31 protein-coding genes are annotated in these 26,403 nt (G+C 67.3%); 16 read left to right on the forward strand and 15 right to left on the reverse strand.

The genetic code is table 11. The annotated features are described in order from the left end of the window. Positions 1–5: 5 nt before the first annotated feature. The 10 genes from phnD to phnG form a co-directional block, all read right to left on the reverse strand. On the reverse strand, positions 6–953 hold the full coding sequence (gene phnD / locus DNK89_RS20565) for a phosphonate ABC transporter substrate-binding protein (protein WP_110961618.1): 948 nt from the start codon (positions 951–953) through the stop codon (positions 6–8). Between the two features lie 45 nt (positions 954–998). Beyond that, positions 999–1,859, reverse strand: a complete 861-nt coding sequence (gene phnC / locus DNK89_RS20570; protein WP_110961619.1) for a phosphonate ABC transporter ATP-binding protein — start codon at positions 1,857–1,859, stop codon at positions 999–1,001. 215 nt (positions 1,860–2,074) lie between these two features. After that, on the reverse strand, positions 2,075–3,229 hold the full coding sequence (locus tag DNK89_RS20575) for an alpha-D-ribose 1-methylphosphonate 5-triphosphate diphosphatase (protein WP_110961620.1): 1,155 nt from the start codon (positions 3,227–3,229) through the stop codon (positions 2,075–2,077). After that, positions 3,226–3,960, reverse strand: a complete 735-nt coding sequence (gene phnL, locus DNK89_RS20580) for a phosphonate C-P lyase system protein PhnL (RefSeq protein ID WP_110961621.1) — start codon at positions 3,958–3,960, stop codon at positions 3,226–3,228. The genes DNK89_RS20575 and phnL overlap by 4 nt, the downstream gene beginning before the upstream one ends. After that, positions 3,957–4,745, reverse strand: a complete 789-nt coding sequence (phnK, locus tag DNK89_RS20585; protein WP_110961622.1) for a phosphonate C-P lyase system protein PhnK — start codon at positions 4,743–4,745, stop codon at positions 3,957–3,959. Before phnK ends, phnL begins: the two co-directional genes overlap by 4 nt. Continuing rightward, positions 4,742–5,203: a GNAT family N-acetyltransferase gene (locus tag DNK89_RS20590; RefSeq protein ID WP_110961623.1), complete on the reverse strand. Its 462-nt coding sequence runs from the start codon at positions 5,201–5,203 to the stop codon at positions 4,742–4,744. The genes phnK and DNK89_RS20590 overlap by 4 nt, the downstream gene beginning before the upstream one ends. Then, the gene (locus DNK89_RS20595) at positions 5,200–6,120 is read right to left on the reverse strand and encodes an alpha-D-ribose 1-methylphosphonate 5-phosphate C-P-lyase PhnJ (protein WP_110961624.1); all 921 of its coding nucleotides are present in this window, start codon (positions 6,118–6,120) and stop codon (positions 5,200–5,202) included. The genes DNK89_RS20590 and DNK89_RS20595 overlap by 4 nt, the downstream gene beginning before the upstream one ends. Continuing rightward, entirely contained in the window at positions 6,117–7,220 is a 1,104-nt protein-coding gene (locus tag DNK89_RS20600) for a carbon-phosphorus lyase complex subunit PhnI (RefSeq protein ID WP_110961625.1), read from the reverse strand. The genes DNK89_RS20595 and DNK89_RS20600 overlap by 4 nt, the downstream gene beginning before the upstream one ends. A 2-nt stretch (positions 7,221–7,222) precedes the next feature. Beyond that, on the reverse strand, positions 7,223–7,879 hold the full coding sequence (phnH, locus tag DNK89_RS20605) for a phosphonate C-P lyase system protein PhnH (RefSeq protein WP_238990881.1): 657 nt from the start codon (positions 7,877–7,879) through the stop codon (positions 7,223–7,225). Next, the gene (gene phnG / locus DNK89_RS20610) at positions 7,876–8,388 is read right to left on the reverse strand and encodes a phosphonate C-P lyase system protein PhnG (protein ID WP_110961627.1); all 513 of its coding nucleotides are present in this window, start codon (positions 8,386–8,388) and stop codon (positions 7,876–7,878) included. The genes phnH and phnG overlap by 4 nt, the downstream gene beginning before the upstream one ends. Positions 8,389–8,463: 75 nt before the next feature. Between phnG and phnF the strand changes: the two genes are divergently transcribed. The 5 genes from phnF to DNK89_RS20635 are packed head-to-tail and all read left to right on the forward strand — an operon-like array spanning position 8,464 to position 12,230. Beyond that, a complete protein-coding gene (gene phnF, locus DNK89_RS20615; RefSeq protein ID WP_110961628.1) occupies positions 8,464–9,246 on the forward strand; it encodes a phosphonate metabolism transcriptional regulator PhnF in 783 nt (260 codons plus the stop codon). Beyond that, positions 9,233–9,961 carry a DUF1045 domain-containing protein gene (locus DNK89_RS20620; RefSeq protein WP_110961629.1) on the forward strand — a complete coding sequence of 243 codons (729 nt, stop codon included), beginning with the start codon at positions 9,233–9,235 and terminating at the stop codon, positions 9,959–9,961. The genes phnF and DNK89_RS20620 overlap by 14 nt, the downstream gene beginning before the upstream one ends. Continuing rightward, positions 9,958–10,572, forward strand: coding sequence for a phosphonate metabolism protein/1,5-bisphosphokinase (PRPP-forming) PhnN (gene phnN, locus DNK89_RS20625; protein WP_110961630.1), 615 nt, complete (start codon positions 9,958–9,960; stop codon positions 10,570–10,572). The genes DNK89_RS20620 and phnN overlap by 4 nt, the downstream gene beginning before the upstream one ends. Then, complete coding sequence (gene arsC / locus DNK89_RS20630) at positions 10,569–10,991, forward strand: arsenate reductase (glutaredoxin) (RefSeq protein WP_110961631.1); 423 nt, start codon at positions 10,569–10,571, stop codon at positions 10,989–10,991. The genes phnN and arsC overlap by 4 nt, the downstream gene beginning before the upstream one ends. A gap of 39 nt (positions 10,992–11,030) precedes the next feature. Next, a complete protein-coding gene (locus tag DNK89_RS20635) occupies positions 11,031–12,230 on the forward strand; it encodes an MFS transporter (RefSeq protein ID WP_110961632.1) in 1,200 nt (399 codons plus the stop codon). A 20-nt stretch (positions 12,231–12,250) separates the two neighbouring features. Here DNK89_RS20635 and DNK89_RS20640 read toward each other — a convergent pair whose 3' ends face one another. After that, a complete protein-coding gene (locus tag DNK89_RS20640) occupies positions 12,251–12,925 on the reverse strand; it encodes a DNA-3-methyladenine glycosylase I (protein ID WP_110961717.1) in 675 nt (224 codons plus the stop codon). A gap of 82 nt (positions 12,926–13,007) precedes the next feature. Between DNK89_RS20640 and DNK89_RS20645 the strand changes: the two genes are divergently transcribed. From DNK89_RS20645 to DNK89_RS20655, 3 genes are read left to right on the forward strand one after another with little or no spacing between them, the layout of a single operon-like run. Then, positions 13,008–14,180, forward strand: coding sequence for an aminopeptidase (locus DNK89_RS20645; RefSeq protein WP_110961633.1), 1,173 nt, complete (start codon positions 13,008–13,010; stop codon positions 14,178–14,180). After that, a complete protein-coding gene (locus tag DNK89_RS20650) occupies positions 14,173–14,580 on the forward strand; it encodes a polyhydroxyalkanoic acid system family protein (protein WP_110961634.1) in 408 nt (135 codons plus the stop codon). Before DNK89_RS20645 ends, DNK89_RS20650 begins: the two co-directional genes overlap by 8 nt. 16 nt (positions 14,581–14,596) lie before the next feature. Next, positions 14,597–15,301: a nitroreductase gene (locus tag DNK89_RS20655; protein ID WP_110961635.1), complete on the forward strand. Its 705-nt coding sequence runs from the start codon at positions 14,597–14,599 to the stop codon at positions 15,299–15,301. A gap of 28 nt (positions 15,302–15,329) precedes the next feature. On the opposite strand, the gene DNK89_RS20660 is transcribed toward DNK89_RS20655, so the two are convergent. Continuing rightward, positions 15,330–16,394: an ornithine cyclodeaminase gene (locus DNK89_RS20660; RefSeq protein ID WP_110961636.1), complete on the reverse strand. Its 1,065-nt coding sequence runs from the start codon at positions 16,392–16,394 to the stop codon at positions 15,330–15,332. Between the two features lie 200 nt (positions 16,395–16,594). Here DNK89_RS20660 and DNK89_RS20665 point away from each other — a divergent pair, with 200 nt between their 5' ends. Continuing rightward, on the forward strand, positions 16,595–17,515 hold the full coding sequence (locus tag DNK89_RS20665) for a hydroxymethylglutaryl-CoA lyase (RefSeq protein ID WP_110961718.1): 921 nt from the start codon (positions 16,595–16,597) through the stop codon (positions 17,513–17,515). 61 nt (positions 17,516–17,576) lie between these two features. Here DNK89_RS20665 and DNK89_RS20670 read toward each other — a convergent pair whose 3' ends face one another. Then, positions 17,577–17,831 (reverse strand): acyl-CoA-binding protein, encoded by a 255-nt coding sequence (locus DNK89_RS20670; RefSeq protein WP_060985084.1) that lies wholly within the window; start codon positions 17,829–17,831, stop codon positions 17,577–17,579. Between the two features lie 148 nt (positions 17,832–17,979). Between DNK89_RS20670 and DNK89_RS20675 the strand changes: the two genes are divergently transcribed. Both DNK89_RS20675 and DNK89_RS20680 read left to right on the forward strand, forming a co-directional pair. Further along, on the forward strand, positions 17,980–19,614 hold the full coding sequence (locus DNK89_RS20675; RefSeq protein ID WP_110961637.1) for a wax ester/triacylglycerol synthase family O-acyltransferase: 1,635 nt from the start codon (positions 17,980–17,982) through the stop codon (positions 19,612–19,614). Then, complete coding sequence (locus tag DNK89_RS20680) at positions 19,611–20,204, forward strand: DUF922 domain-containing Zn-dependent protease (RefSeq protein WP_110961638.1); 594 nt, start codon at positions 19,611–19,613, stop codon at positions 20,202–20,204. Before DNK89_RS20675 ends, DNK89_RS20680 begins: the two co-directional genes overlap by 4 nt. A gap of 27 nt (positions 20,205–20,231) precedes the next feature. Here DNK89_RS20680 and DNK89_RS20685 read toward each other — a convergent pair whose 3' ends face one another. Further along, complete coding sequence (locus tag DNK89_RS20685) at positions 20,232–20,840, reverse strand: TetR/AcrR family transcriptional regulator (protein ID WP_110961639.1); 609 nt, start codon at positions 20,838–20,840, stop codon at positions 20,232–20,234. Positions 20,841–20,929: 89 nt separating this feature from the next. Between DNK89_RS20685 and DNK89_RS20690 the strand changes: the two genes are divergently transcribed. Then, positions 20,930–21,397 (forward strand): nuclear transport factor 2 family protein, encoded by a 468-nt coding sequence (locus tag DNK89_RS20690; RefSeq protein ID WP_110961640.1) that lies wholly within the window; start codon positions 20,930–20,932, stop codon positions 21,395–21,397. A gap of 33 nt (positions 21,398–21,430) precedes the next feature. Here the strand turns inward: DNK89_RS20690 and DNK89_RS20695 are convergent, their stop codons facing one another. Beyond that, positions 21,431–22,378 carry a LysR family transcriptional regulator gene (locus tag DNK89_RS20695; RefSeq protein ID WP_110961641.1) on the reverse strand — a complete coding sequence of 316 codons (948 nt, stop codon included), beginning with the start codon at positions 22,376–22,378 and terminating at the stop codon, positions 21,431–21,433. Between the two features lie 119 nt (positions 22,379–22,497). Here DNK89_RS20695 and DNK89_RS20700 point away from each other — a divergent pair, with 119 nt between their 5' ends. From DNK89_RS20700 to DNK89_RS20715, 4 genes are all read left to right on the forward strand, one after another. Beyond that, positions 22,498–23,436, forward strand: a complete 939-nt coding sequence (locus DNK89_RS20700) for a dihydrodipicolinate synthase family protein (protein WP_110961642.1) — start codon at positions 22,498–22,500, stop codon at positions 23,434–23,436. Positions 23,437–23,517: 81 nt separating this feature from the next. Next, the gene (locus DNK89_RS20705; RefSeq protein ID WP_108498757.1) at positions 23,518–24,480 is read left to right on the forward strand and encodes a tripartite tricarboxylate transporter substrate binding protein; all 963 of its coding nucleotides are present in this window, start codon (positions 23,518–23,520) and stop codon (positions 24,478–24,480) included. Further along, a complete protein-coding gene (locus DNK89_RS20710) occupies positions 24,470–25,168 on the forward strand; it encodes an SDR family NAD(P)-dependent oxidoreductase (protein WP_099731432.1) in 699 nt (232 codons plus the stop codon). The genes DNK89_RS20705 and DNK89_RS20710 overlap by 11 nt, the downstream gene beginning before the upstream one ends. Before the next feature lie 52 nt (positions 25,169–25,220). Next, positions 25,221–26,387, forward strand: a complete 1,167-nt coding sequence (locus tag DNK89_RS20715; protein ID WP_110961643.1) for a mandelate racemase/muconate lactonizing enzyme family protein — start codon at positions 25,221–25,223, stop codon at positions 26,385–26,387. Positions 26,388–26,403: the final 16 nt, after the last annotated feature.

Here is a 26,403-nt window from a genome sequence, read left to right on the forward strand (position 1 = left end):
GCGGATTACTTGAGCGACGCCAGCTGCTGGTCGATCTCGGCCAGGCGGGTCTTCTTGTCGGCATCGGCCAAGGTGGCGTCGGCCTCGATCTTGTTGCGCTTGCCGAACAGGTCGAGCTGACGGATGGGCGTGAGCTGGGCGTTGGTCGAGGGCTTGAAGCGCGACAGCTTGGAGATCTTCATCACGATCTCCTTCTCACGCGCATCGGTCTTGGCGTAGTTGTAGAAGAAGTTGCGGATCTTGGTCTTGGTGGCCTCGGGCAGGTCCTTGCGCATCACCAGCGGGTCCAGCGGAATCAGGGGCGAGGTCCAGACGATCTTGATGTCCTTGAACTTCTCGGGCTGGCGTTCCTTGATCTTTTCCAGGTTCTCGCTGTTGTTGGTGGCCACATCCACCTGCTTGTTGGCCACGGCCAGCGCGTTGGTCTCGTGGTTGGCGCTGCGCGTGATCTTGAAGTGCGTCTTCGCATCGATCTTGTTCTGCGCAAAGGCGTAGTAGCCGGGCACCAGGAAGCCCGAGGTGGAGTTGGGGTCGCCATTGCCAAAGCTCAGCGACTTGCCGTTCTTGAGCACATCGTCCAGGCTGGCCAGGGGGCTGTCCTTGTGCACGATGAGGTGCGAGTAGTAGCCCTGAGTGCCGTCGGCATTCACCATCTGTGCAAAGACTTCGCCGTTGGCGCGGTCCACGGCTTCCATGGCCGACTTGTTGCCCAGCCAGGCCACCTGCATCTTGTTGAAGCGCATGGCTTCGATCAGGCCCGCGTAGTCGGACGCAAAGAAGGCGTTGATCTTCAGGCCCGTCTGCTTGGCCATGTCGTCCAGCAGGGGCTGCCAGTCGGCCTTGAGGTTTTGCGTGGCCTCGGTCGAGATCATGCCGAAGTTGATGTCCTGGGCCCACGCGCCCGTGGTCAATCCCAGCCCGAGTGTCAGGGCAGCACACAGTTTCTTGAACATGTTGAAAGCTCCAGAGAAAGGAAATGAAGGGAACCGAATCACCGATCAAGCGGCCTGCACCATGGCGGGCGACCACTGCGGCGCAGGCATGGGGGCATGCGCAGGTGCAGGGTGGGCCCCGGATGCATCCGAGAGGATTTCATCGGCCTGCACGCCGTAAAGGCCACGCAGCAACGCGGGCGTAAGGGCCGCCGAAGGGCCGTCGTACACCACCTGCCCGTGGTGCAGAGCCACCACGCGCGGGCAATACTTGATGGCCACATCCACCTGGTGCAAAGACACAATGACGGTGCAACGGTCTTCGCGGTTGATGCGCGCCAGGATGTCCATGACCTTGCGAGAGGACTCGGGGTCGAGCGAGGCAATGGGCTCATCGGCCAGCACCACCTTGGCGCCCTGCACCAGCGTGCGGGCAATGGCCGCGCCCTGCTGTTGCCCGCCTGACAGAGTGGATGCGCGCTGCGCATGGCACTCGGCAATGCCCACGCGGTGCAACGCTTCGAGCGCCAGCGCGCGCTCGTGCGGCTTGAACATGCGCAGCCAGCCGCGCCACCAGGGCGTGCGGTGCAGCAGGCCCACCAGCACGTTCATCAGCACGGGCAAGCGGTCCACCAGATTGAACTGCTGGAACACAAAGCCCACCTGCGAACGCACCTTGCGGATGTCGCTGTGAATGCGCCCCGCCTGCTGCACGCAGCGGCCATCCACCTCGATCAGCGAATCGCTGGACGCATCGGCCACCACCAGGCCCGCCACGTGGCGCAGCAGGGTGGACTTGCCCGAGCCCGAAGCACCAATCAGCGCCACCATATCGCCGCGCTGCACGGTGAGGTTGATGTCGCGCAGGGCGTGTTTGCCGTTGGCGAAATGCTTGTTCAGTTGGTGGATGTGCAGTGCGGCAGTCATGGCAGCCTCCTTAGGGGGTTAATTCCGTTTCCAAATCATTCGTGTCTAGGCGCGAAGCCGCAGACAGTGCTGTAGCACGGCAAGGCGAAGCAACAACGACACGGATGATTTGGAAACGGAATAAGTCGTCTAGACAACCGGAGTGTGGTGGTCGGGCGTGACAGTGCTTTGACAGTTGGGAGAAGTTTGGATGTCAGGAAAGACTTGCACGCGCTCTACAGCACCCGCTGCCCTTCACGCCACACCCCACGCACCACGGCCTGGCGACCGCCATCGGGCAGCTCGGCCATGTGCACCTGCACCAGGTCGGCGCGCAGGCCGGGCGCCAGCGCGCCCCGGTCCAGCATGCCCGCCGCCTTGGCCGGGTTGCGGGTGACGGTAGCCACGGCCTGTGGCAGGGGCAGGATGTCGTCCTGTACCAGCCGCATCACGGCGCTCAGCAGGCTGCCGGGCACATAGTCGGACGAGAGGATGTCCAGCAAGCCCCTGCGCGCCAGGTCGGCCGCCGCCACATTGCCCGAGTGCGAACCGCCTCGCACCACGTTGGGCCCGCCCATCACGGTGAGCAAGCCGCGCTCGTGCGCAGCCTGGGCCGCAGCCAGCGTGGTCGGGAACTCCGACATCGCAGCCCCTTCGGCATGGGCCTGCTCCACGTGCGCCACCGTGGTGTCGTCGTGGCTGGCCAGCGAGATGCCGTGCGTACGGCAATAGTCCACGAAGTACGCACGGTGCGGCTCGGCGTACTGCGCCTGCAGCGTGGCCGCGTGCGCCACCTGGCGCTCGAACTTCTCGGCGCTCCAGCCCTTCTTGCCGGTGTAGTAGGTGCGCGCCTGCTCGATGTTCTCCCACTGGCGCTGGCCCGGGGTGTGGTCCATCAGCGAGATCAACGACAGGCGCGGGTGCCCGTGAAACGGCTCGAACAGGTCGATGGTATTGGGTGCGGGCAGCTCGCAGCGCACATGCAGGTGGTGGTCGGCCCTCAGCAGGTTGCGCTCGGTGCAGGTGTCGATGGTGTCGAGCACGCGATTCCAGGCGCTGCCGCGCAAGCTGTCCACATCGGCCTCACCCACGCCCAGCGCGTCCAGAACCGTGGTGATGCCTGCGGCCGCAATCTCGGCGTCGTGCGCCAGCAGCGCGGGCATCTCGGCCCATTGCACCTTGGGGCGCGGCATGAGGTGGCGCTCGAAGTTGTCGGTGTGAATTTCCACCAGGCCCGGAAGCAGGTAGTCGCCGCCCAGGTCAATGCCCTGCAACGCCGATGTGCCACCGCCGTCCACCGACGCGATGCGCCCAGCATCCACCTGCAGGCTGCCCAACACCACTTCGCCCGGCAGCACCATGCGGGCGTTTTTGAACACGGTCGCGGTCATGCCGATACCCCCCGGAAGTCACCCACATTCACGCGGCGCGTGGCCACAGCGGCACCCACCTGCGCGTCGTGAAAGATGCCCACCAGGGCCGCGCCGCGCGCCACGGCCTCGCGGATCATGGCAATCACGGTCTCTGTGTTGGCCGCGTCGAGCGATGCAGTCGGCTCGTCCAGCAGCAGCAGCGGCTTGGGCTTGATCATGTTGCGGGCGATGTTGATGCGCTGCTGCTCCCCGCCGGAGAAGGTGGCGGGCGGCAGATGCCACAGCCGCTCGGGGATGCGCAGGCGGGTCAGCCACCGGCGCGCTTCCTGGCGCGCGGCCTCGATGCCCGCTGGGTCGTCGCCCGCGTCTTCGGCCAGCGGCTCGGCCACCACATCCAGGGCCGACACACGCGGGATGACCCGCAAGAACTGGCTCACATAGCCCACGGTGTCGCGCCGCAGCTGCACCAGCGCACGCGGCGTGGCCTGCGTCACGTCCACCACGGTGCCATCGGCCGACCGCACGGTGATGCGGCCGGCATTGGCCCGGTAGTTGGCGTAGATCATCTTGAGCAGCGTGCTCTTGCCCATGCCCGAGGGACCGTCAAGCACCACGCACTCGCCCGGCTGCACGGCCAGGTCCACCTGGGCGAGCACGGGCAGTTCAATGCCGTTCTGGTGGTGCAGGGTGAAGCGCTTGGCCACCCCTTGCATCTGGAGAATGGGCGCAATGGAAGGACGCTGGTTCATGGCTGCAGTACCGAAGAAACGAGGAGCTGGGTGTAAGGGTGTTGCGGGTCGTCAAGCACCTGGTCGGTCAGGCCCGCCTCGACCACGCGGCCGCGTTGCATGACCACCATGCGGTGGGCCAGCAGGCGCGCCACGGCCAGGTCGTGTGTGACCACAATGGCCGCCAGCTGCATCTGCCGCGTGAGCTGGCGCAGCAGGTCCAGCAAGCGCGCTTGCACCGACACATCGAGGCCCGAGGTGGGTTCGTCCATAAACACCAGGCGGGGCTGCGTGACGAGGTTGCGTGCAATCTGCAGGCGCTGGCGCATGCCGCCCGAGAAGGTGCGCGGTGCATCGTCGATGCGCGCCGCATCAATCTCCACACGCTGCAGCCATTCCATGGCTGTGGCGCGCAGGCGGCCGTAGTGGCGCTCGCCCAGGCCCATCAGGCGCTCGCCCACGTTGGCACCCGCAGATACATCCATGCGCAGGCCGTCGGCGGCGTTCTGGTGCACAAAGCCCCAGTCGGTGCGGGCCAGCAGCCGCTGCTGGGCTTCGGTCATGGCATAGATGTCCTGCAGCTCGCCGCTGCGCTGGCGGAACTGCACGGTGCCTTCGTCTGGGGCGCTGCGCGCCGCAATGGCGTTGAGCAGCGTGGACTTGCCAGAGCCCGACTCGCCCACCACGGCCAGCACCTCGCCGGGCCACAGGTCAAAGGACGCGCCTTGCAGCGCGACGCGGTCGCCATAGCGCTTGCTAACGTTGCGCACGCTCAGCAGCGGCGCAGCGAAGTCGGTGTAGTTCATGGGAGGTTCTCGACAACAAAGCTCAGGCCATGCTGCGCAAAGCCCAGGGATTCGTAGAAGGCATGCGCGCCCTTGCGGCGGGCGTTGGACGAGAGCGCGAGCTTGTAGCAACCCGCATCGCGCGCCTGCTGCATGGCATGGGCCATCATCTGGCGGCCAATGCCTCGGCCCTGCTGGTCCTGCGCCACCACCACGTCTTCGACGATGGCCGAGGGCGTACCCCGGTGCGCCAGGTTGTGCATGACCAGCAGCGCATAAGTGCCCACCACCACGCCATGCTGCGCGGGGTCGCAAGCGACCCACAGGCGGTAGCTGGGGTAGCGCGCAAACTGCGCCCACACGGCCTGGGCTTCTTCCAGCGTCAGCACGTCGGCGGGGCTATCTTCAATGGCGGCATACAGCGCCAGCACGCTCTCCAGGTCGGCCTGCCGGGCTTCGCGGATCTGCACGGCGCTCATGCGGCGCCGCCTTGTTCCACCGCCGATTCAGCCTGCTGCGCCTGGCGTTCCTGGCAGTAGTCCGAGTCGGAACACACATGCATGCGCCCGCCCTGGTCGTCGGTGATGACCTCGTCCAGAAAGCTGTCGGTGGCGCCGCACAGCGCGCACGCGGCGTCCCAGCGCTGCACTTCAAAGGGGTGGTCCTCAAACCCCAGACTCTCCACCGGCGTGTAGGGCGGCACGGCGTAGATGCGTTTCTCGCGGCCCGCGCCAAACAGCTGCAGCGCGGGGTTCATGTGCATCTTGGGGTTGTCGAACTTGGGGATGGGCGATGGCGCCATCACGTACCGGCCGTTGACCAGCACCGGGTAGTCGTACGTGGTGGCGATACGGCCGTAGCGCGCAATGTCTTCGTAGAGCTTGACGTGCATGAGCCCGTACTCGGCCAGGCCGTGCAGGGTGCGCGTTTCGGTCTCACGCGGCTCCAGGCGCTGCATGGGCTCGGGCACCGGCACCTGGTAGACGATGACCTGGCCTTCGGCCAGCGGCGTCTCGGGGATGCGGTGGCGCGTCTGGATCAGCGTGGCCTCGCGCGTGCGGGTGGTGGTCGCCACGGCCGTGGTGCGCTCGAAGAAGCGGCGGATGTTGACCGCGTTGACCGTGTCGTCCGAGCCCTGGTCGATGACCTTGAGGCAGTCCTCTGGGCCGATGATGGACGCGGTGACCTGGATGCCGCCTGTGCCCCAGCCGTAGGGCAGGGGCATTTCGCGCGAGCCAAACGGTACCTGGTAGCCGGGGATGGCCACGGCCTTGAGGATGGCGCGCCGGACCATGCGCTTGGTGCGCTCGTCCAGGTAGGCAAAGTTGAAGTGGCCGTCCATCGGCGCGGCGTCGGCGGGCAGGCCCATCACGGCGGGTTCCATGGGCGCGTTCATGTGGCGTCCTCCTCGGCAGGGGTGGTGGGGTGGGCGGCTGCGGCGCGCATCTTGCGCACCAGCTCCAGTTCGGACTGAAAGTCCACGTAGTGCGGCAGCTTCAGGTGCTGCACGAAGCCCGAGGCCTCCAGGCTGTCGCTGTGGCCCAGCACGAACTCCTGCATCTGCGCGGGGGACTCCACCGGCTCGCCCAGCTCATCGGCGCGCAGGGCGCGGTCGACCAGGCTCATGGCCATCGCCTTGCGCTCGCTGTGGCCAAACGCCAGGCCGTAGCCGCGCGTGAACTGCGGCGGCTGGCTCTTGCTGCCCGCAAACTGGTTCACCATCTCGCACTCGGTGATCTCGATGTCGCCGATGTCGATGGCAAAGCCCAGCTCCTCGGGCTCGATCTCCACCGCCACCGTGCCCAGGCGCACCTCGCCCACAAACGGGTGCGAGTGCGAGTAGCCGCGCTGCGTGGAGTACGCCATGGCAAGCAAAAAGCCCTCGTCGCCGCGCGCCAGGTTTTGCAGGCGCGTGGCCCGGTTGGCGGGGAAGCGCAGCGGCTCGCGGGTCAGGTCCGTGGGCGCGGGGTCGCCCGGGGGCACGGGGCGGGTTTCGATCAGGCCTTCCTGGTTGAGCAGGTCCACCACACGCGGCGTGGGGCCGGATGGCACCGCAGCGGCCGCAGCGGCAGCCGGTATCACCGTGCCTTCGGCCAGCAGCTTGAAATCCAGCAGGCGCTGCGTGTAGTCGTAGGTGGGGCCCAGCACCTGGCCGCCGGGCAGGTCCTTGAAGGTGGCGGAGATACGCCGGTCCAGTGCCATGCGGCTGGTGTCCAGCGGGCAGGTGGTACCCAGGCGCGGCAGCGTGGCACGGTAGGCGCGCAACAGAAAGATGGCTTCCACCAGGTCACCCGCGGCCTGCTTGATGGCCAGGGCCGCGAGCCCGGGGTCGTACACCGAGCCCTCGGTCATCACCCGGTCCACGGCCAGCTTGAGCTGCTGGCGGATCTGCGCTACCGAGAGTTCGGGCTGCGACGCATCGCCCCGGCGCTGGCGGGCCAGCAACTGGTAGCTGTTGAGAATGGCGGCTTCTCCGCCCTTGACGGCTACGTACATGCTCAGGCCTCCTGAAGTGCAGTGGCACCGCGCGCTGCCCGCGTGGTGCGTGGCAGGCCTACGATGTGGTCTGGAGTGGCCAGCAGCAGATCCACACCGCGTGGAAACACTGCATGGTTGGCTGCCCAGTGAGTCTCGAAGTCCTCGGGCAAACCATCCACCTGCAAAGCCGCCACGTCCTGGATACCGGGGCCGCGCAAGTGCCATGCATCACTCACGTCCTCCGTAGTGGCGGCACGCGATACATCGATCACGCAGGTCGCGGATTGGTCGGGGTAGATGTCAGTACCCAGAGCGAGAATGTCCAGGGGCGGTACTACGTCGCCCTGAGCCACCCACACAAAGCGGGCCTGCGCGGCATCAGCCACCAACGTGCACCCCGTGTGAAAGCGCAGCCAGGCACCTGCATCACTGGCCGCAAGCCTTGGCGAGAGCCACAGCGTGCAGTCGCTGTCGAGCAGCGCCAGCAGCACGGCCGCCGATGCGGCATGCCCCACGGCGGGCGTCTGCGCGTCGTGTTCCACGGCCACCGTGCGACCGGGGTGCGACAGCGCCTGCAGCACCGCACGGAACACCGCCTGGCTGCCAAAGGCTTCGTTCGAAAATCCGGCACCCAGGGATGCCAAGGGGGTCACTGGGGTCATCGGGGTCGCGCTCATTCGGTGTCCTCGTTGTTGTCGGTACCGCTCTCGCGCGCCACGGTGAAGAAGTCCACCTTGGTGCTGGCGGCACGCGTCTGGCGCTCGGCCTGGGTGGTGCGCAGGTGGGCGCGGATGGGTTCCAGCAGCTGGGCGTCCAGCACCGGTTGGTGGGCAGGGTCTTGCAGCAGCGCATCGGCCAGGGCCGCGAGTTGCACCTGGCGGTGCGAGCGGCCCAGCACGTACGCTACGCCGACGGTGGCATCTGCCGCGTCCGATGCATCAGCCACGCGCAGAGCGCAGCGCGTGACGGTGACCTCGCCGAGGTTGAAGCGCTCGCCCGTGCCCCCGGCGCGGCCCTGCACCATCATCAGACCTGTCTCGGGCGCACGCAGCCAGCGCGCGGGGCGCGTGGCATGCTCATGCAAGGCAGATTCGAGCAGCCCCAGCGGTGCCCGGGCCAGCAGCGCCATCCACTGCGCGCGGCCCAAGGGGCGGTCCGGCCCCGGGTTGTCAAAGGCTTGAAACATGGAAGTGGTACCCTGAAAGTTGTATAGACAAATTGAACAACTGGCGCCAGCTTAAAGAGCGCGCATGTAGGTTTCATGACAGCCAGCACCACCTCTCTCACGACCCCGTTGCAGGTCCCGCAAGCACCGCCACTGCGCCCTGCGCGCGACAGCTTCTGGACGCGCATTGCCGCCGAGCTGGCCGAGGCCATTGGCAGCGGCGTCTACCCGCCGGGCCAGCGCCTGCCCTCGGAGCACGCACTGGCCGAGAAGTTCGGCGTGAACCGGCACACCATCCGCCGCTCGCTCGCCAGCCTGTGCAGCCAGGGGCTGGTGCGCATCACGCAGGGCAGCGGCACCTATGTGGAGGACTTTGCGGTGGACCTGGTGCTGGGCAAGCGCACGCGCCACCAGCAGGGTCTGGCACAGGCGGGGCTGCGTGGCAGCCTGGTGGTCTTGCAGGCCCAGACCACGCGCGCCACGGTGGCGCTGGCCAAGGCGCTGCAAGTGCCAGCGCGCAGCCCGCTGCTGGCGCTGCGCGTGCGGGGCGACGCCGAGGGCCAGCCCCTGCACATCAGCGAGCGCTACTTCCCCCTGCCCCGCTTTGAGAACCTGGCGGCCGTGGTGCGCGAAACGGGCTCCATCACCGCAGGCTTCACCGCCCATGGCGTGGCCGACTACACCCGCCGCGAAAGCCGCATCACCGCCGAGCTGCCCAGCGCCGAAGTGGCTGCCCAACTGCGCCAGCCCACGTCACGCCCCGTGCTGCAGGTGGAGAGCCTGAACGTGGACCTGGAAGGCACCCCCATCGAATGGGCCCGCGCCTGGTTTGCGGGCGACCGCGTGAAACTGACCATTGACCACGATGAACACGCCTGACATGCCACCCACCCACCACCGCTATGCAGTCTATTTCGCACCCAACCCGGGCAGCCTGGGCTGGCTGGCCGGCAGCCACTGGCTGGGGCGCTGCGCTGCGGTGCTGCAGCCGCTGCAACAGCTTGCCATCGACGGCGTGGCGGCCGACACGCTGCACCGCCTGACCGCAGCACCCCGCCGCTACGGCTGGCACGCCACGCTCAAGGCACCGTTTGCGCTGGCGCCCGGCACCGACTGGATCACGCTGCACCAGGCCGTGCAGGAGGTGGCACGCGGGCTGCAACCCTTTGTGCTGCCACCGCTGCAGGTGCAACGCATCGACGACTTTCTGGCGCTGGTGCCCCCGGCGCTGCACCCCGCCAATGCGCAGATTCAGAAGACCGCCGCCACCTGCGTGACGGCGCTGCAGCCCCTGGCCGCCCCCCTATCCAACGACGACCTGGCCCGGCGCCGTGCAGCGGGGCTCACCGCCCGGCAGGACGCGCTGCTGCAGCAATGGGGCTACCCGTTTGTGCTGGACGAGTTCCGATTCCACATGTCGCTCACCGGTAGCCTGGCGGAGATAGACGCACCCACGCAGTCGCTGGTATTCGAGGCCGCACAGGAATTTTTCTCGGACCTGCCCATCCTGAAGTTCAACAGCCTCGCCTTGTTCGCAGAGCCCACGCCCGGCGCGGATTTTGTGCTGCTAGACCACCTGGAGATGGGCGCATGACCACCGGTCGGCTGATCTACTGCATGGGCCCCTCGGGAGCGGGCAAGGACAGCCTGCTGGACTGGCTACGCACGCACCTGCCCCAGCCTTGCCCCGTGCACTGGGCGCAGCGCACCATCAGCCGTGCAGCGACCTCCCGCGGTGAAGCGCACGACAGCGTTTCGCCCCAAGCGTTTGGAGCGCTGTGCAGCGAACATGCCTTTGCCCTGCACTGGCAGGCCAACGGCTTGGGTTACGGCGTGCGGCATGCGCAACTGGCGCCGCTGGAGCAGGGCCACTGGGTGCTGCTCAATGGCTCACGCGCCTACCTGCCTGAGGCCCTGGCGCGGTTCCCGGACCTGGTGGCTGTACACATCACCGCCAGCCCCCAGGTGCTGCGCGAGCGCCTGCTGTCGCGCGGCCGCGAGACCCGCGAAGAGGTGGAGGCCCGGGTGCAGCGCGCGCTGGCCTATACCCCGCCCCCGGGTGCTGCCAGCCTGGAGGTGCACAACGACGGCGCGCTGGGCGATGCAGGCCAGCGGCTACTGAACGCGCTGGAAAATTTGCCGGGCTGGCCCCGGCGCAGTGGCAAACTTTCGCCCATTGCTCCCATCCTTTCCAGCACGCCATGACCACCATCACGATCTATCACAACCCCAAGTGCGGCACGTCCCGCAACACCCTCGCCATGATCCGCAACAGCGGCGTGGAGCCCGAGGTCATTGAATACCTGAAAACCCCACCCGACCGTGCCACACTGCTGGCGCTGATTGCGGCGACCGGCGAGCCAGTGATCAACGCCGTGCGCACCAAGGAAGCGATCTTCACCGAGCTGCAGCTGGACGCACCGGGCGTCACCGACGCCCAGCTCATCGATGCGATGCTGCAGCATCCCATCCTCATCAACCGCCCCATCGTGGTCACACCCCTGGGCACGCGGCTGTGTCGCCCGTCCGAGAAGGTGCTGGACATCCTGCCTGCGCCGCAGCAAGGTGCCTTCACCAAGGAGGATGGCGAGGTCGTCATCAACGCGCAGGGCCAGCGTGTCTGATGCAACCGCACACACCCAGGCCGTAGCGCACCGCGCGGCATGAGCGCAGTCTCGCAACGCTGGACTGTGGCGCGCCTGGGCACGGCCCAGACCCTGGCCTGGGCCTCGTCCTACTACCTGCCCGCCATGCTGGCCGCGCCCATGGCGCACGACCTGGGCGTGGCTACATCCACCGTGTTCGCGGCGTTCTCGGTGGCGCTCATCGTGTCGGCGCTGCTCGGGCCTTTCGCGGGCCGGACCATCGACCGCCACGGCGGCCGCCCGGTGCTGGTGGGCACCAACCTGTTGTTTGCAGCTGCTCTGGCGGGCATGGCCTTGGCGCAAGGTCCTGTGGTCCTGTTTGCCGCGTGGGTGTTGATGGGCATCGCCATGGGCTCGGGCCTGTACGAGGCTGCGTTTGCCACGCTGGTGCGACTGTATGGCCAGGGCGCACGCGGCGCCATCACCGGCATCACGCTGATTGCGGGGTTTGCCAGCACCGTGGGCTGGCCGCTGTCGGCCTGGATGGAGACGCAGTGGGGCTGGCGCGGGGCGTGTGCGGGCTGGGCGGCATTGCACCTGCTGGTGGGCGTGCCGCTCAACGGCTGGCTGCCCCGTGCCGACACCGCTAAGAAACCGCCTCCACCTTCGGCGGATGAGCCTGCGGCGGCCGCCTCGGAACCGGCGGCACCCGCCACGTCCGCAGCCGCCCACCCGCTGCGCACCACCGTGCTGCTGTCGTTTGTGTTTGCCGTCACCTGGTTCACCAGCACCGCCATGGCGGCCCACCTGCCGCGCCTGCTGCAGGCCAGCGGCACTTCGCTGCAGGCGGCAGTGGCCCTGGCCGCGCTGGTGGGCCCGGCCCAGGTGGCAGCGCGCCTGCTGGAGTTTGGCTTGCTGCGCCGCCTGCACCCGCTGCTGTCGGCCCAGCTGGCCGCCGCTGCACACCCCGTGGGCGCGGGCCTGCTGATGGTGCTGGGCGGGCCTGCGGCGGCGGTGTTCACCCTGCTGCATGGCGCGGGCAACGGCATCCTGACCATTGCCAAGGGCACGCTGCCGCTGGTGCTGTTTGGCCCTGCGGGCTACGGCACGCGCCAGGGCCTGATGATGGTGCCCGCCCGTGTGGCGCAGGCGTTTGCCCCCATTCTGTTCGGCATGGCCCTGGACCGCACTGGCGCCGCCGCTCTCTGGCTCACCACACTGCTGGGCCTGGCTGCGTTGGGAGCGCTGTGGCTGCTGCGGCCTGTGGCGCGGGCCTGAACGATCCATCAATCAATCGATCAACCGCGCGGCACCACAAACGCCTTCCGCGCCGCAAGTGCTGCGGCGCGCGAATGGCAGCCCTCCAGGTGGTCATTCACCAGCCCCATGGCCTGCATGAAGGCGTAGACCGTGGTCGGACCCACAAAACTCCAGCCGCGCTTTTTCAGGTCCTTGGACATGGCGATGGATGCGGCCGAAGTGGACAGGGTGCGCGCCACTTCGCGCGTGAGGCGCTCGGGCCGGTCGGTGGCGGCGGGCTCGTAGCGCCAGGCGTAGTGCGCCAGCGAGCCGAACTCGCGCCGCAGCTCCAGCACCCGGCGCGCGTTGTTGATGGTGGACTCGATCTTGCCCCGGTGGCGCACGATGGCCGCGTCCTGCACCAGGCGCTCAACCTCGGCCGGGCCGAAGGCCGCGACCTGCTCGGCGTCGAAGTTGGCGAACGCGGCGCGAAAGCCCTCGCGCTTGTTCAGGATGGTGAGCCAGCTCAGGCCCGACTGAAAACCCTCCAGGCAGATCTTCTCGAACAGCCGGCGGTCGTCCGCCACCGGGAAGCCCCACTCGGTGTCGTGGTAGTGGCGGTACAGCGGCGTGGCCTGGCACCAGGAGCAACGCGGGCAACCGGCTTCGTCAGCAAACAGGCCGTCGGCCAGTGCGGGTGGGCGAGCAGGATCTTGAGCAGTCGGGGGGGTCATGCGCGGCATTCTAGAAACCACCGCAGCCAGGCTGCTGACAGGGCAAGCACACAGGACTCGATCTGCCCATAAACTGCACTGCATGCGCGAGCCACTTAACCGCCTGCGGGCCACTGTCAGCCTGATGTTTTGCCTGGTGCTGGGCGGCTGCGCCAGCACCACCGGCCCCTCCAACGCTTGGGGCTACTACTGGCAATCGCTGCGCGGGCACATGCAGATCATGCATGCCGCAGAACCCATTGACGACTGGGTAGTGCGCAAGGACATCTCGCCCGCCCTGCGCGAGCGGCTGCAGCTGGCGCAACGTGCGCGGGCCTTTGCGGTCACCGAACTCGGCCTGCCCGACAACGCCAGCTACCGCCGCTATGCTGACCTGAAGCGCTCCGCCGCCGTGTGGAACGTAGTCGCCGCTCCGCCCTATTCGCTGACGCTGCACACCTGGTGCTTTCCGGTCACGGGCTGCATCGGCTACCGGGGCTATTTCACCGAGGCCGCAGCGCAGGCCGAGGCCGCCGAGCTGGCCGCACAGGGCCTGGAGGTGGAGGTGTACGGCGTGCCCGCGTACTCCACGCTGGGCTACATGAACTGGGCGGGGGGCGACCCGCTGCTGTCCACCTTCATCGCCTGGCCCGAGGGCGACTTTGTGCGCCTGCTGTTCCACGAGCTGGCGCACCAGGTGGTCTATGCCCAAAACGACACCCTGTTCAACGAGTCCTTTGCCACAGCGGTGGAGCGCATCGGCGTGGCGCAGTGGCTGGCTACGCAATCCACCCCCGCCGCGCGCGAGGCCTATGCCACCAGCGAGGCGCGGCGCAGCGCCTTCCGCGCGCTCACCCGGGCCACACGCACCCGCCTGGCGGCCATTTATGAGCAAAAAGAGCTTCAAGCGGTAGAGGATCATGCGCTGAATGCTATGAAAACAGAAGCAATGAAGGCTTTCCGAGACGACTATGCCGCGCTGCGCGCAAGCTGGCTGGACGCGCCCGGCGGCACGCCGCCCCGGGCCACAACCGCCCAGGTGGCCGGCTACGACCGCTGGGTGGCCCAGGCCAACAACGCCAGCTTTGCGGCCCAGGCCGCCTACGACGAACTGGTGCCTGCATTCGAGGCCTTGTTTGAACGCGAGGTCCGCAACTGGCCCCGGTTTTATGATGCCGTACGACAACTGACGCAGCAGCCCCAGCCCGAGCGGCACGAGGCCCTGCGCGCCCTTTTACCTGACCCGCAACACCTCAAGGAGACAGCCGGTGCCTGACATTCATATCCACCGCGAACACCACCTGGGTTTCAAGGAAGCCCGCAAGGTCGCCTTCTCCTGGGCCGAGAAGGCCGAAGAAAAGTTCGACATGGAATGCACCTACGAAGAGGGCGAGAAGGAAGACCTGCTCACCTTCACCCGCACCGGCGTCAAAGGCACGCTGCTGGTGGATGCCCACCAGTTCGAAATGAAAGCGCAGCTGGGCTTCTTGCTAGGCGCCTTCAAGGACCGCATCGAGGCCGAGATTGGCGAACAGCTGGATGCGCTGCTCAATGCACCGCACCCCAGTGCCAAGAAGCCCGCCACCGACAAGAAGAAAGCGGCGGCAGACACGGATGCCGGCAAGCCAGCCCCCAAGGCAGCAGCCAAGCCTGCCGCCAAGGCCAAGAAGGCCTAGCCGCAAGGGCCCCGCCATGACATCCACCGCGAACGAGGCCAGCGCCCACAGCCCGGCGTTTTACACCCTCTCCACGCTGCTGCACACCCGCTACAGCTGCCGCGCGTTTCTGCCCGAGCCGCTCCCGCGCAGCACCATCGAGGCCATCCTGGCCGCCGCGCAGCGCACGGCCTCGTGGTGCAATGCGCAGCCCTGGCAACTCACCATCGCAAGCGGTGCCACGCTGGAGGGCCTGCGCAGTGCCCTGCAATCCCACATGCTCGCCGCGGCACCCCAGCCCGACCTGCCCTGGCCGCGCGAGTACCGGGGCGTGTACCAGGAGCGGCGGCGCGAATGCGGCTGGGGCCTGTACGAAGCCCTGGGCATTGCCAAGGGTGACCGCGAAGCCTCGGCCCGCCAGGCGGCGCAGAACTTCACCATGTTTGGTGCACCGCATGTGGCCATCATCAGCAGCGACGAGGCCCTGGGCGTGTACGGCGCGGTGGACTGCGGTGCGTATGTGAGCAACTTCATGCTGGCCGCGCACAGCCTGGGCGTGGGCTCCATCGCGCAGGCCGCGCTGGCCTCCTACCCCGGCGTGCTGCGTGAGGTGCTGGGTATTGGCGAGGACCGCAGCATCGTCTGTGGCATCTCTTTCGGCATGGCAGACCCGGCGCACCCGGCCAATCACTTCCGCACCACGCGCGCCGACCCGGCCAGCAGCGTGGAGTGGAAGGACTGAGACGCCGAGAGGCGGGACCTGACGGGCGTCAGGCCACAACGCGCAGCAGGGGACTGCGTGTATGCAGCAACCCAAACAGGTTCTTGGGGTCGGACAGCTGGGGGATGAGTTCGATGGGCTGGCCCATGCCCAGCTCGGCCGCCGCGTCGCGCAGGAAGCGCAGCGCAGAAAAGTCCTCCAGCGCAAAGCCTACCGAGTCGAACACCGTCACCGCCGCATCGCTGGCGCGCCCGCCATGCTGGCCCGCCAACACTTGCCACAGCTCGGTCACTGCAAAGTCAGGCGGCAGTTGCTGGATGTCGCCTTCTATACGCGTCTGCGGCCCGTATTCCACAAACACCTGGGACTGGCGCAGCACGTCGGCGTGCAGCTCGGTCTTGCCGGGGCAGTCGCCGCCCACCGCGTTGATGTGCATGCCGGGCGCCAGCAGGTCGGGCGTGAGGATGGTGGCGTTGGTTTTGTCGGCCGTCACCGTGGTCACGATGTCGGCGCCGCGCACGGCCTCGGCCGTGCTGGTGCAGGCCACGGGGCGCAGGCCCACCGTGCCTTGCAGGTTGGCCTGCAGCTTGGCCGTTGCAGCCGGATCGGTGTCGAATAAACGCAGGGAGTCGATACCCAGCAGATGGTGAAAGGCCAGCGCCTGGAACTCGCTCTGTGCACCGTTGCCAATCAGCGCCATGGTGCGGGCACCGGGGCGGGCCAAGGCCCGTGCGGCCACGGCCGACATGGCGGCGGTGCGCAGCGCGGTGGTGAGGGTGAGTTCGCTCAACAGCAGCGGCGCGCCCGTGGACACATCGGCCAGCACGCCAAACGCCATCACCGTGGACAGGCCCCAGCGCGTGTTCTTGGGGTGGCCGTTGACGTACTTGAATGCATAGGTCTGCCCATCTGCAATGGGCATGAGTTCGATCACGCCGTCGCGCGAGTGGCTGGCTACCCGTGCGGATTTGTCGAAGGCGCCCCAGCGCAAGAAGTCATCATGGATGTAGTCGGAGATGCCGCGCAGGCAGGCCTCGATGCCCTTGCGCTGCACCAGCGCGATCACATCAGGGGCGCTGAGGTACAGGGTGGAAAAGTGCTGGGGGGTAGCCATGGTGTGGGTCTCCGGGTGCCGATGTATGCGTCTGCAGCCAGTGTCCCGAAGCGCAAAAACAATGGGAATCGCCCAAACTGCCGCCTATTGCAGGGCGGTTTGCCGGTATGCCAGCCAAAATTGCCACTTTGCTCAAAAGCCCAGGGCTGCGTTTGGCGCAGCCCACGCGCTATCCTCTGCCGCTTGATTTGCCCCGCACCATGACGTCCCCAGAAATCCTCATCAGCGAAGTCGGCCCGCGCGACGGCCTGCAGTCCGTCCAGGCCACCATGCCCACCACCCACAAGCTGCGCTGGATCGACGCGCTGGTGGCGGCGGGCCTGCGGGAGATCGAGGTCGGCTCGTTCGTGCCCGCCCGCCTGCTACCCCAGATGGCCGATGTGGCCGAGGTGGTGCGCCACGCGCTCACCCACCCCGGCATCACCGTGATGGCGCTGGCGCCCAACCTGCGTGGGGCCGAAGCCGCGCTGGCGGCGGGCGTGCACAAGGTCACGCTGCCGGTGTCGGCCAGCGCCGCGCATTCGCTGGCCAACGTGCGCAAGACGCGCGAGGCCATGGTCGAAGAGGTGCGCGCCGTGGCACAGCTGCGCGACGCGCAGGCGCCTGGCGTGCTGGTGGAGGTGGGGCTGTCCACCGCCTTTGGCTGCACGCTGCAAGGCGCGGTGCCCGAGGACGATGTGATCTGGCTCGCCGGCCTGTGTGCGGAGGCGGGCGCCGATGAGGTGGGCTTGTCGGACACCACCGGCATGGCCAACCCGGCCCAGGTGCGCCGCCTGTTCACGCGTTTGCGCGCCGAGCTGGGTGCCAAGGCCGGGGCGGCCCACATGCACAACACCCGAGGCCTGGGCCTGGCCAACTGCCTGGCGGCCTACGACGTGGGGGTGCGCACCTTTGATGCGTCGCTGGGCGGGCTGGGCGGTTGCCCCTATGCGCCGGGCGCGTCGGGCAATGTGGTGACCGAAGACCTGGTGTTCATGTTTGAGGCCATGGGCATCACCACGGGGGTGGACCTGGAGCGCCTGATGGCCGCGCGCGCGCCGCTGCAGGCGGGGCTGCCGGGCGAGCCCATTTACGGCATGACGCCTGAGGCGGGGCTGCCCAAGGGGTGGACTAAGGCATAGCCCCGGGGCAACCAAAGAAAAAGGCGACCTCGGTCGCCTTTTTCTTTGGGGTACTGCCGTATCAGCTCAGCGAGGTGATCAGGTCCACATACTGCTGCTTGGCCTCGTCGGCGCTGGTGCCCTTGAGCTTTTCCCAGGCGTCCCACTTGGCACGGCCCACCATGTCGGAGAAGCTGGGCTTCTTCTCGGTGTTGTCGCCAGCGGTGGCCTGCTTGTACAGCGCGTAGATCTTGAGCAGCGTGGCGTTGTCGGGACGCTCGCTCAGGTTCTTGGAATTGGCCACGGCGGCTTCGAAGGTGGCGTTGAGGTCGGCCATGTCTGTGTGCTCCTTGGGATGTATGGGGGAGGGAAAGAACGGTGTCGGCAAGGGTTTGCTGCGTTGTATCTTACGGGCTGAGCATGGCCTGGGGCCGCTCAATCCATAGAGGCAAGCCCCCAAAAATCAAACAATAGGTGTACATCTGATGGTGACCCGCATTCCTGCCCCCCGCAAAGCCACACCCGGCCACAGCACAAGCCCCCTGCGCACCCTGCGCGACCAAGGGCCTGACGTGGCGCGCAAGGCGGCCCAGGCCCTGCCCCCCGCCGCCCGCAAAGCCGCCACCGTGGTTCAGAAGAACGTGCGCCGCGCCGCCACCGGCATGCTGGGCCTGTCGGGCGAGCGCATGAGCAAGGTCGATACCGCCTGGCTGCGCATGGACTCCCACAGCAACCTGATGATGATCAACGGCGTGTGGACCCTGTCGCCCGGCATCACCTGGGAGGCGCTCTGCGAACGCGTGCAGCAGCGCCTGCTGCAGTACCCGCGCTTTCGCCAGCGGGTGGTGGAAGACGCGGCGGGCGCCACCTGGGTGGAGGACCGCAACTTCGACATTGCTGCGCATGTGCTGCGCGAAAAGCTGCCCCACCGCAAAGGCCACAGCATGCAGCGTGCGCTGCAAGACCGCGTGGGTGAACTGGCCATGCAGCCGCTCGATACCCGCCGCCCGCTGTGGCAGATGCACCTGATCGAAGACTTTGTGGGCGACGACGGCACCCAAGGCAGCGCGCTCATCGTGCGCATCCACCACTGCATTGCCGACGGCATTGCCCTCATCTCGGTGACTATGTCGCTGGTGGATGGCGGCTCGGAGCCCCCCAAGCGCAAGGCGCGAACGGGCAAGGAAGCCGCCACCGCCGAGGACTGGATTGCGGATGCCCTGATCAAGCCCTTCACTGGCCTCACCGTGAAGGCGCTGGACCTGGCAGGCGACAGCGCGGCCAAGTCGTTGCAAATGCTGGGCGATCCGGAGAAGGCCATGCAGCATGGGCTCTCGGGCACGGCCGACATGGCCCGCGTGGCCTACCAGCTCGTCAGTGATGCCGCAGCGCTGGCGTTGATGCCCGACGACTCGCCCACCCGCCTCAAGGGCCAGCCCGGTAGCGCCAAACGCGTGGCCTGGTGCCCGCCGATCCCGCTCGAAGAAGTCAAGGCCATCGGCAAGGCACTGAACTGCTCCATCAACGATGTGCTGCTGTCGTGCGTGGCGGGCGCCATCGGCGGCTACCTGCGCAGCCAGGGCGATGACCCCACGGGCCAGGAGATCCGCGCCATGATCCCCGTGAACCTGCGCCCCATGGAAGAGGCCTGGAAGCTGGGCAACCGCTTTGGCCTGGTGCCGTTGGTGCTGCCGATTGGCGTGGCCAACCCCATCGAGCGCGTGTACGAAGTGCGCAAGCGCATGAATGCGCTCAAGGGCAGCACCCAACCCATCCTGGCATTTGCCATGCTGGCGGTGGCGGGGCTGATGATCAAGCCCGCACAGGATGCGCTGCTCAACCTGTTCGGCCGCAAGACCACGGCCGTGATGACCAACGTGCCCGGCCCCAAGGAACAGCTCACGCTGTGCGGATCGCGCGTCACGCAGTGCATGTTCTGGGTGCCGCAGTCGGGCGACATTGGCCTGGGGGTCTCCATCCTGAGCTACGGTGGTGGCGTGCAGTTTGGCTTGATCACCGACACCACCTTGTGCCCCGAGCCGCAGCAGATCATCGACGCGTTTGCACCCGAGTTTGACCAGCTGTCGCTGCTTACGCTGATGCTGCCGTGGGGCGAATGACTGGCTTGGCACCCCTGCCGCTCCGCGCCTGGGCACGCCGGGCGTGTGCAATCGCTTGGCTGCTGGGCGCCTGCGGCGTACACGCGGAGGTGCAGGAAGAAAACACCCAGCGACCCTACGTGGTGCGCGCCCAGCCGGGTGAGAGCCTGCGCGCGGCCCTGCATGCCGCCACCCCCATTGCGGTGGGTGGGCAGCGCTTTCATGGCTATACCCGCTGGAACGTGCGCTGGACCTTCCGTTGGTGGCGTGAAGCCTCGGGCCGCTGCGCGATCACCGAGGTCACCACCCGGTTGCACACCGAGGTGCAACTGCCCGAACTGCAAGCCGCAAGCCCCGAGCAACAAGCGGCTTTTGACCGGTACCTTCGGGCCCTGTCCGACCACGAGCAGGGCCATGTGCAGATCGGCCGCGATGCCGCGCAAGCCATCGACCAGGGCATCCGGCAGATGCCTGCAGCGTCCGATTGCGCCACGTTGGAGCGCGAGGCCAATGCCCTGGGCCACCGGCTGCTGCAGGACCATGTGGCACGCGAAAAGCAATACGACCAGCGCACCCGCCACGGGGCCACACAAGGCGCGCGGCTGGACTGATCACACAGGCGGAGGCTAGCAGCGGTCTTAGCGCTTGCGTTGTAGAGGCGTTACCACCAGCCCATCCGTCAGGCGGGACACCGCGGCCACCACATCGACTACGGGCTCGCCCATCTGCACGCGCACGATGGCGCCCTCCACCACCAGGGTGAGTGCCTGTGCAATCTGCGCACGCTGGGCAGACGCAGGCAGCAAGCCCGCCAGCAACGCCGTCATGTCGCGCTTGTGGCGCTGTGCAATCTCCAGCACCTCGGGCACGGTGTCTCCCAGTTCGCTCACGCTGTTGATGAAGGCGCAGCCCCGAAAGTGCTGGCTGCCCAACCATTCCGCCAGGGCAGGCGCCAAGGCCCGCGTGGGGTCGGTGCCTGCGGGCAACGCGTGCGCATGCCGCTGCAGCGCATCGCCAAACCAGGCCGTCCAGCCGGTGTGCCGGTACTCCAGGTACGCGCAGATCAGGTCGTTCTTGCTCGGGAAATGCCGGTAGAAGGTCACCTTCGTCACGCCGGACTCCGCGATCACGCGGTCGATGCCCGTGGCACGGATGCCGTCCCGGTAGAACAGCGCATGGGCCGTGTGCAGCAGGCGGTCTCGGGCAGGCAGGTCTTGCCAGCCAGGAGGGAGGGGATCAAAGGTCATTCGCTCATTGTAGACAAACCTGTCTACATGGCCTTATGATGGAGAGTAGACAGACCTGTCTACATCAACCCTTCACCTTCGAGGTCCCCATGGAAACACGCCCGCCCTTGCCCCCCTTTACACAACACACCGCCATCCAGAAGGTGCGCCTGGCCGAAGACGGCTGGAACTCGCGCGACCCGGCCCGCGTGGCCCTGGCCTACACCGAGGACACACGCTGGCGCAACCGCGCCGAGTTCCCCGTGGGCCGCGACGCCGCCCGGCAGCTGCTGGAGCGCAAGTGGGCGCGCGAACTGGACTACCGCCTCATCAAGGAGCTGTGGGCGTTCAGCGGCCACCGCATCGCCGTGCGGTTTGCCTACGAATGGCATGACGACTCAGGCCAGTGGTACCGCAGCTACGGCAATGAGAACTGGGAGTTCAACGACGATGGTCTGATGGCCGTGCGCCACGCCAGCATCAACGACCGCCCCATCCAGGCCGCAGACCGGCTGTTCTTCTGGCCCCTGGGGCGCCGGCCGGACGACCATCCGGGGCTGAGCGACCTGGGCCTTTGAGGATCGGCGGCCCGCCAGGGGAACGGAAATCGCTCAGGGCTGCGACGCCACCTGCGCCAATGCCAGTTCCCACAACGACTCCGCCACCGGCGACATCTCGGCGCGCTGGCGGTACAGGCGGATCTGCACCGGCACGTTCCAGTCGGCGCCCCCGGCGGCCACCAGCGTGCCGGTGCGCAGCTCGTCGGCAATCAGGCTTTCGGGCAGCCAGGCCACACCCCGCCCTTCCTGGGCCAGGGTCTTGAGCAACACCGCGTGGTGCGCGGTGAACACCACCGCCACCGGGCCGTCAGTGCCTTCAGCAAACACCCCGCGCATGCGGGCCCGCATGATGCGGCCGAGCCCCGACGCCTCGCTGTAGGCCAGCACGGGCACCGGGGCCGACTGGCCCAGCGCGTGCAGCGGCTGGCCGGCAGCGCCCCCCGGCTGCGGCGCACTGACGGGCAGCAACCGGTCGTCCGCCAGGCGGCACATGGGGTACTGCGCCTCGTCCAGGCGTCCCGGCACCCCCTCATGGCCATGGCACAGCACAAACTGCACACGGCGCTGCAGCATCAGGTCTTCGCAGGCCTGGGAGCTGTCCGACATGGTCTGGATGGGCCCCAGCCGCAGTCGTGCCTCCATGCCCACCAGCCAGCGCGGAAAGAACGTGAGCGAGAGTACATGCGTGGCCGCAAAGCGCAGACTGGCAGCGGCCAGGTCATGCGCAGCGCGGGCCTTGATGCGTGCGGCCTCCAGGTTGGCGAGGATGGTCTCCAGCAGCGGCAGAAAGCGCTGGCCCGCCGCCGTGAGCGCGGCGGGGTGGGCACTGCGGTCGAACAGCTCCACGCCCACCCAGTCTTCCAGGGCACGGATATGGCGGCTGAAGGCGGGCTGGGCAATGGCGCGGGCCTCCGCCGCGCGCGAGAAGTTGCCCGTCTCGGCCAGGGCGAGGAAATCCTCCAGCCATTCCAGGTCCAGGGGTCGGTTGCCGGGTCCCATGTGTCTCCGCGATGGATCGATAGATAGTTGTATGCGATTCGAGTATTGGACCGCTGGCACCGGGTGGGAAATGATCCACCCCGTTGTTCACCAGCTTTTCCCAACGGAGACAAGAAAGCATGCCTGCCATCTCGAATTATCGCGGGATCATCCCCGCCATCTCGTGCCCCTTCACCCCCAACCACCACATCGACGAGCCCGCGCTGCGCAAGCTCGCGTCCTGGCTGGCGGGCCATGACGGTGTGGTGGCCATCATGACCAACGGCCACACCGGCGAGGTTTTCTCACTCACGCCGGTCGAGCGCGCCGAGGTCACCCGCATCGTGGCCGACGAGCTCAAGGGCCGCATGCCCGTCATCTCGTCCATCGTCTGCGAAGGCCTGAAGGACGCGGCCGACCACGCCCGTGCAGCGGTCGAAGCCGGCGCCGTGGCGCTCGACGTGATGCCCCCGCACCACTGGCTGCGCTTTGGCTTCACGCCGGGCCATGCACTGCAGTACTTCGAGGCCATCCACCAGGCCGCCCCCAACGCCGACCTGGTCTGCCACGTCTACCCCGCCTGGACGCGCGCTTCGTACTCCTCGCAGCTGCTGGCCGACCTGGCGAAGCTGCCCTACCTGCAGGCCTTCAAGGTGGGCCAGCGCGACATGAACAAGTACGCCCGCGACATCCAGGCGATCCGCGAGGCCGATGCCTCCAAGGCCATCCTGACCTGTCACGACGAATACCTGCTGGCCTCGATGGTGCAGGGCGTGGACGGCGCGCTGGTGGGCTTTGCCACCTTCATCCCGCAGCTCATCATCGATTTGTGGAATGCGGTGAAGGCCGGCGACCTGAAAAAGGCCATGGAAGTGCAGGCCGTCATCACACCGCTGAAAGACGCTGTGTATGGCGGCGGCGAGCCCACGGGCGAGGCCCACGCCCGCATGAAGGGCGGCATGTACCTGGCGGGTGTGATTGACGACGCCACCGTGCGCCCGCCGACCGAGGCGCCGAATGCCAAGGAAGTCGAAGCGCTGCGCGCTGCGGTGAAGCAGGCCGGCCTGCTCAAGCGCTGAGCGGTCCCTGCGAGGCTCTGGGGATTTTGAGTCCCCCGCGCCTCATTGCACACAAGAAAACCGACAAGGAGACAAGACACCATGCAACGCCACCTTTTCATCCGCGCCGCCCTGGGTGTAGCCACGCTCGCGATGGCGGCCAGCAGCTTTGCGCAGGCTTACCCCACCAAGCCCATCCGGATGGTCATCCCCTTTCCGCCAGGCGGCACGCTCGACACCGTGGGCCGCATGCTCGCGCAAAAGCTGGGCGACCAGATGGGCCAGAACTTCATCGTCGAGAACAAGGCGGGCGGCAATGGCGTGATTGGCGGCGACGTGGTGGCCAAGGCCCCGGCCGACGGCTACACGCTGCTGTTCAACGCATCCACCTTCACCACGGCGCCCATGACCATGAAGTCCGTGCCCTACGGCGTGGTCAAGGACTTCACGCCCGTGGCGCTGGTGGCCAAGGCCCCGCTGTCGGTGGCCATCAACAAGAACCTGCCGGTCACCGACATCAAGTCGCTGATGGCCTACGCCAAAGCCAACCCCGGCAAGATGACTTTCGCCGTGGGCTCCATCGGGTCGGCCGGGCACCTCTCGACCGAACTGCTCAAGCGCGCAGGCAACCTTGACTACCTGATCGTGCCCTACAAGGGCACGGCGCCTGCGTTCCAGGACCTGATCGGCGGACAGATCGACGGGTTCATCGATCCGATCCTGGGGTCTCTGCAGTACCACAAGAGCGGCATGCTGCGCGTGGTGGCCGTCACCTCCGCCCAGCGCGCAGCGAGCTTGCCCGACGTGCCCACGGTGGGCGAGACGATTCCGGGCTACGAGTTCTACAGCTGGTATGGCCTGTGGGGCCCGGCCAAGCTGCCGGCGGACATCACCCAGCGGCTGAACACCGAGGTGAACAAGGCCCTGGCCGAGATGACGCCCAAGCTCAAGGAGCAAGGGCTGCTGACCACACCGGGCAGCGTGGAGGACTTTGCGAAGTTCCAGCGCAGCGACATGGAGCGCTCGCAGAAGATCGTCACCGAAGGGAACATCCGTGTCGAGTAACGCCCGCCACGCCGTCGTCACCGGCAGCAGCAGCGGCATAGGCCGCAGCATCGCCGAGTCGCTGCTGGCTGGCGGCTGGCGCGTGACGGGCCTGGATGTGGCCCAGCCGACGGTCGTTCACCCCTCGTTCACCCATACACCGGTCAACCTGGCCGATGGCACCGACATCGCCCGCGTGGCCGCTGCGCTGCCCGGCGTGGACGCGCTGGTCCATGCGGCCGGCGTGCTGCGCGTGGGGCCGCTGGGCCAGCTCGACCATGCGGGGGGCGAGCTGATGTGGCGCCTGCATGTGGATGCCGCCACCCGGCTGGCCGATGCCATCGTGCCCGGCATGGCCCAGCGCGGCCAGGGGCGCGTGGTGTTCATTGGCAGCCGCGTGGCGCAGGGCATGGCCGGGCGTGGTCAGTACGCCGCGACCAAGGCCGCACTGATTGCACTGGCGCGCAGCTGGGCCGCCGAGGTGGCCGCGCAGGGCGTGACGGTGAATGTCGTCTCGCCCGCAGCCACCGCCACCGGCATGCTGAACGACCCCGCCCGCCAGGGCAGCGCGCCGCGCCTGCCGCCCATCGGCCGCCTGATCGAGCCTGCCGAGATTGCCGCACTGGTGGGCTTTCTTCTGTCTGAATCTGCCGCCGCCATCACGGGGCAGGACATCGCGATCTGCGGGGGCTCTTCGCTCGCCCGCTGATCTTTCCTTTTGATCCCGCCCCTTTCCCTCTTTGCCAACCAACGCGACCACCATGAAGATCGTCAACATCCTCGAATCGACCCGTCCCATCAAGTCGGACATCCGCAACGCCTACATCGACTTCTCGAAGATGACGCTGAGCCTCGTGGCCGTGGTCACCGACGTGATCCGCGATGGCAAGCCGGTGATCGGCTACGGCTTCAACTCCAACGGTCGCTACGGCCAGGGCGCGCTGATGCGCGACCGTTTCATCCCGCGCGTGCTGGAGGCCGAGCCTGACAGCCTGCTGGATGAGACTGGCGAGAACCTGGACCCGCACAAGGTCTGGGCCCGCATGATGATCAACGAAAAACCCGGCGGCCACGGCGAGCGCTCGGTGGCGGTGGGCACCATCGACATGGCCGTGTGGGATGCCACGGCCAAGATTGCGGGCAAGCCGCTGTTCCAGCTGCTGGCCGAGCGCTATGGCAACGGCACACCCAACCCGCGCGTGTTCGTCTACGCCGCTGGCGGCTACTACTACCCCGGCAAGGGCCTGGACGGCCTCAAGAAGGAAATGGAAAGCTACCTGGCGCGCGGCTATTCGGTGGTCAAGATGAAGATCGGCGGCGCCACGCTGGCCGAAGACTGCGAGCGCATCGAGTCGGTGCTCAAGATCCTGGGCCCGGGCCAGCAACTGGCAGTGGACGCCAACGGCCGCTTCGACCTGAAGACCGCCATCGAATACGGCAAGGCCCTGTCGCAGTACCCGCTGTTCTGGTACGAAGAAGCGGGCGACCCGCTGGACTACGAGCTGCAGGCGAGGCTGGGCGAGGTTTACAAGGGCCCGATGGCCACGGGCGAGAACCTGTTCTCGATGCAGGACGCGCGCAACCTGATCCGCCACGGCGGCATGCACAAGGACCGCGACTGGCTGCAGTTTGACTGCGCGCTCAGCTACGGCCTGGTGGAGTACCTGCGCACGCTCGACATGCTCAAGGAATACGGCTGGTCCCCCAGCCGCTGCATTCCACACGGGGGCCACCAGATGTCGCTGGCGATCGCGGCAGGCCTGGGCCTGGGCGGCAACGAGAGCTACCCCGATCTGTTCCAGCCTTACGGCGGATTCCCGGATGGCGTGAAGGTGGATAACGGCTACGTCACGCTGCCGCCGCTGCCGGGCATCGGCTTTGAAGGCAAGTCGGACCTGATCGCGGAGATGCGCGCGCTGGCGTCCTGACGGATGACTGGACGCA

This window comes from Acidovorax sp. ST3 (assembly GCF_003231145.1).
Lineage (GTDB): Bacteria > Pseudomonadota > Gammaproteobacteria > Burkholderiales > Burkholderiaceae_C > Acidovorax.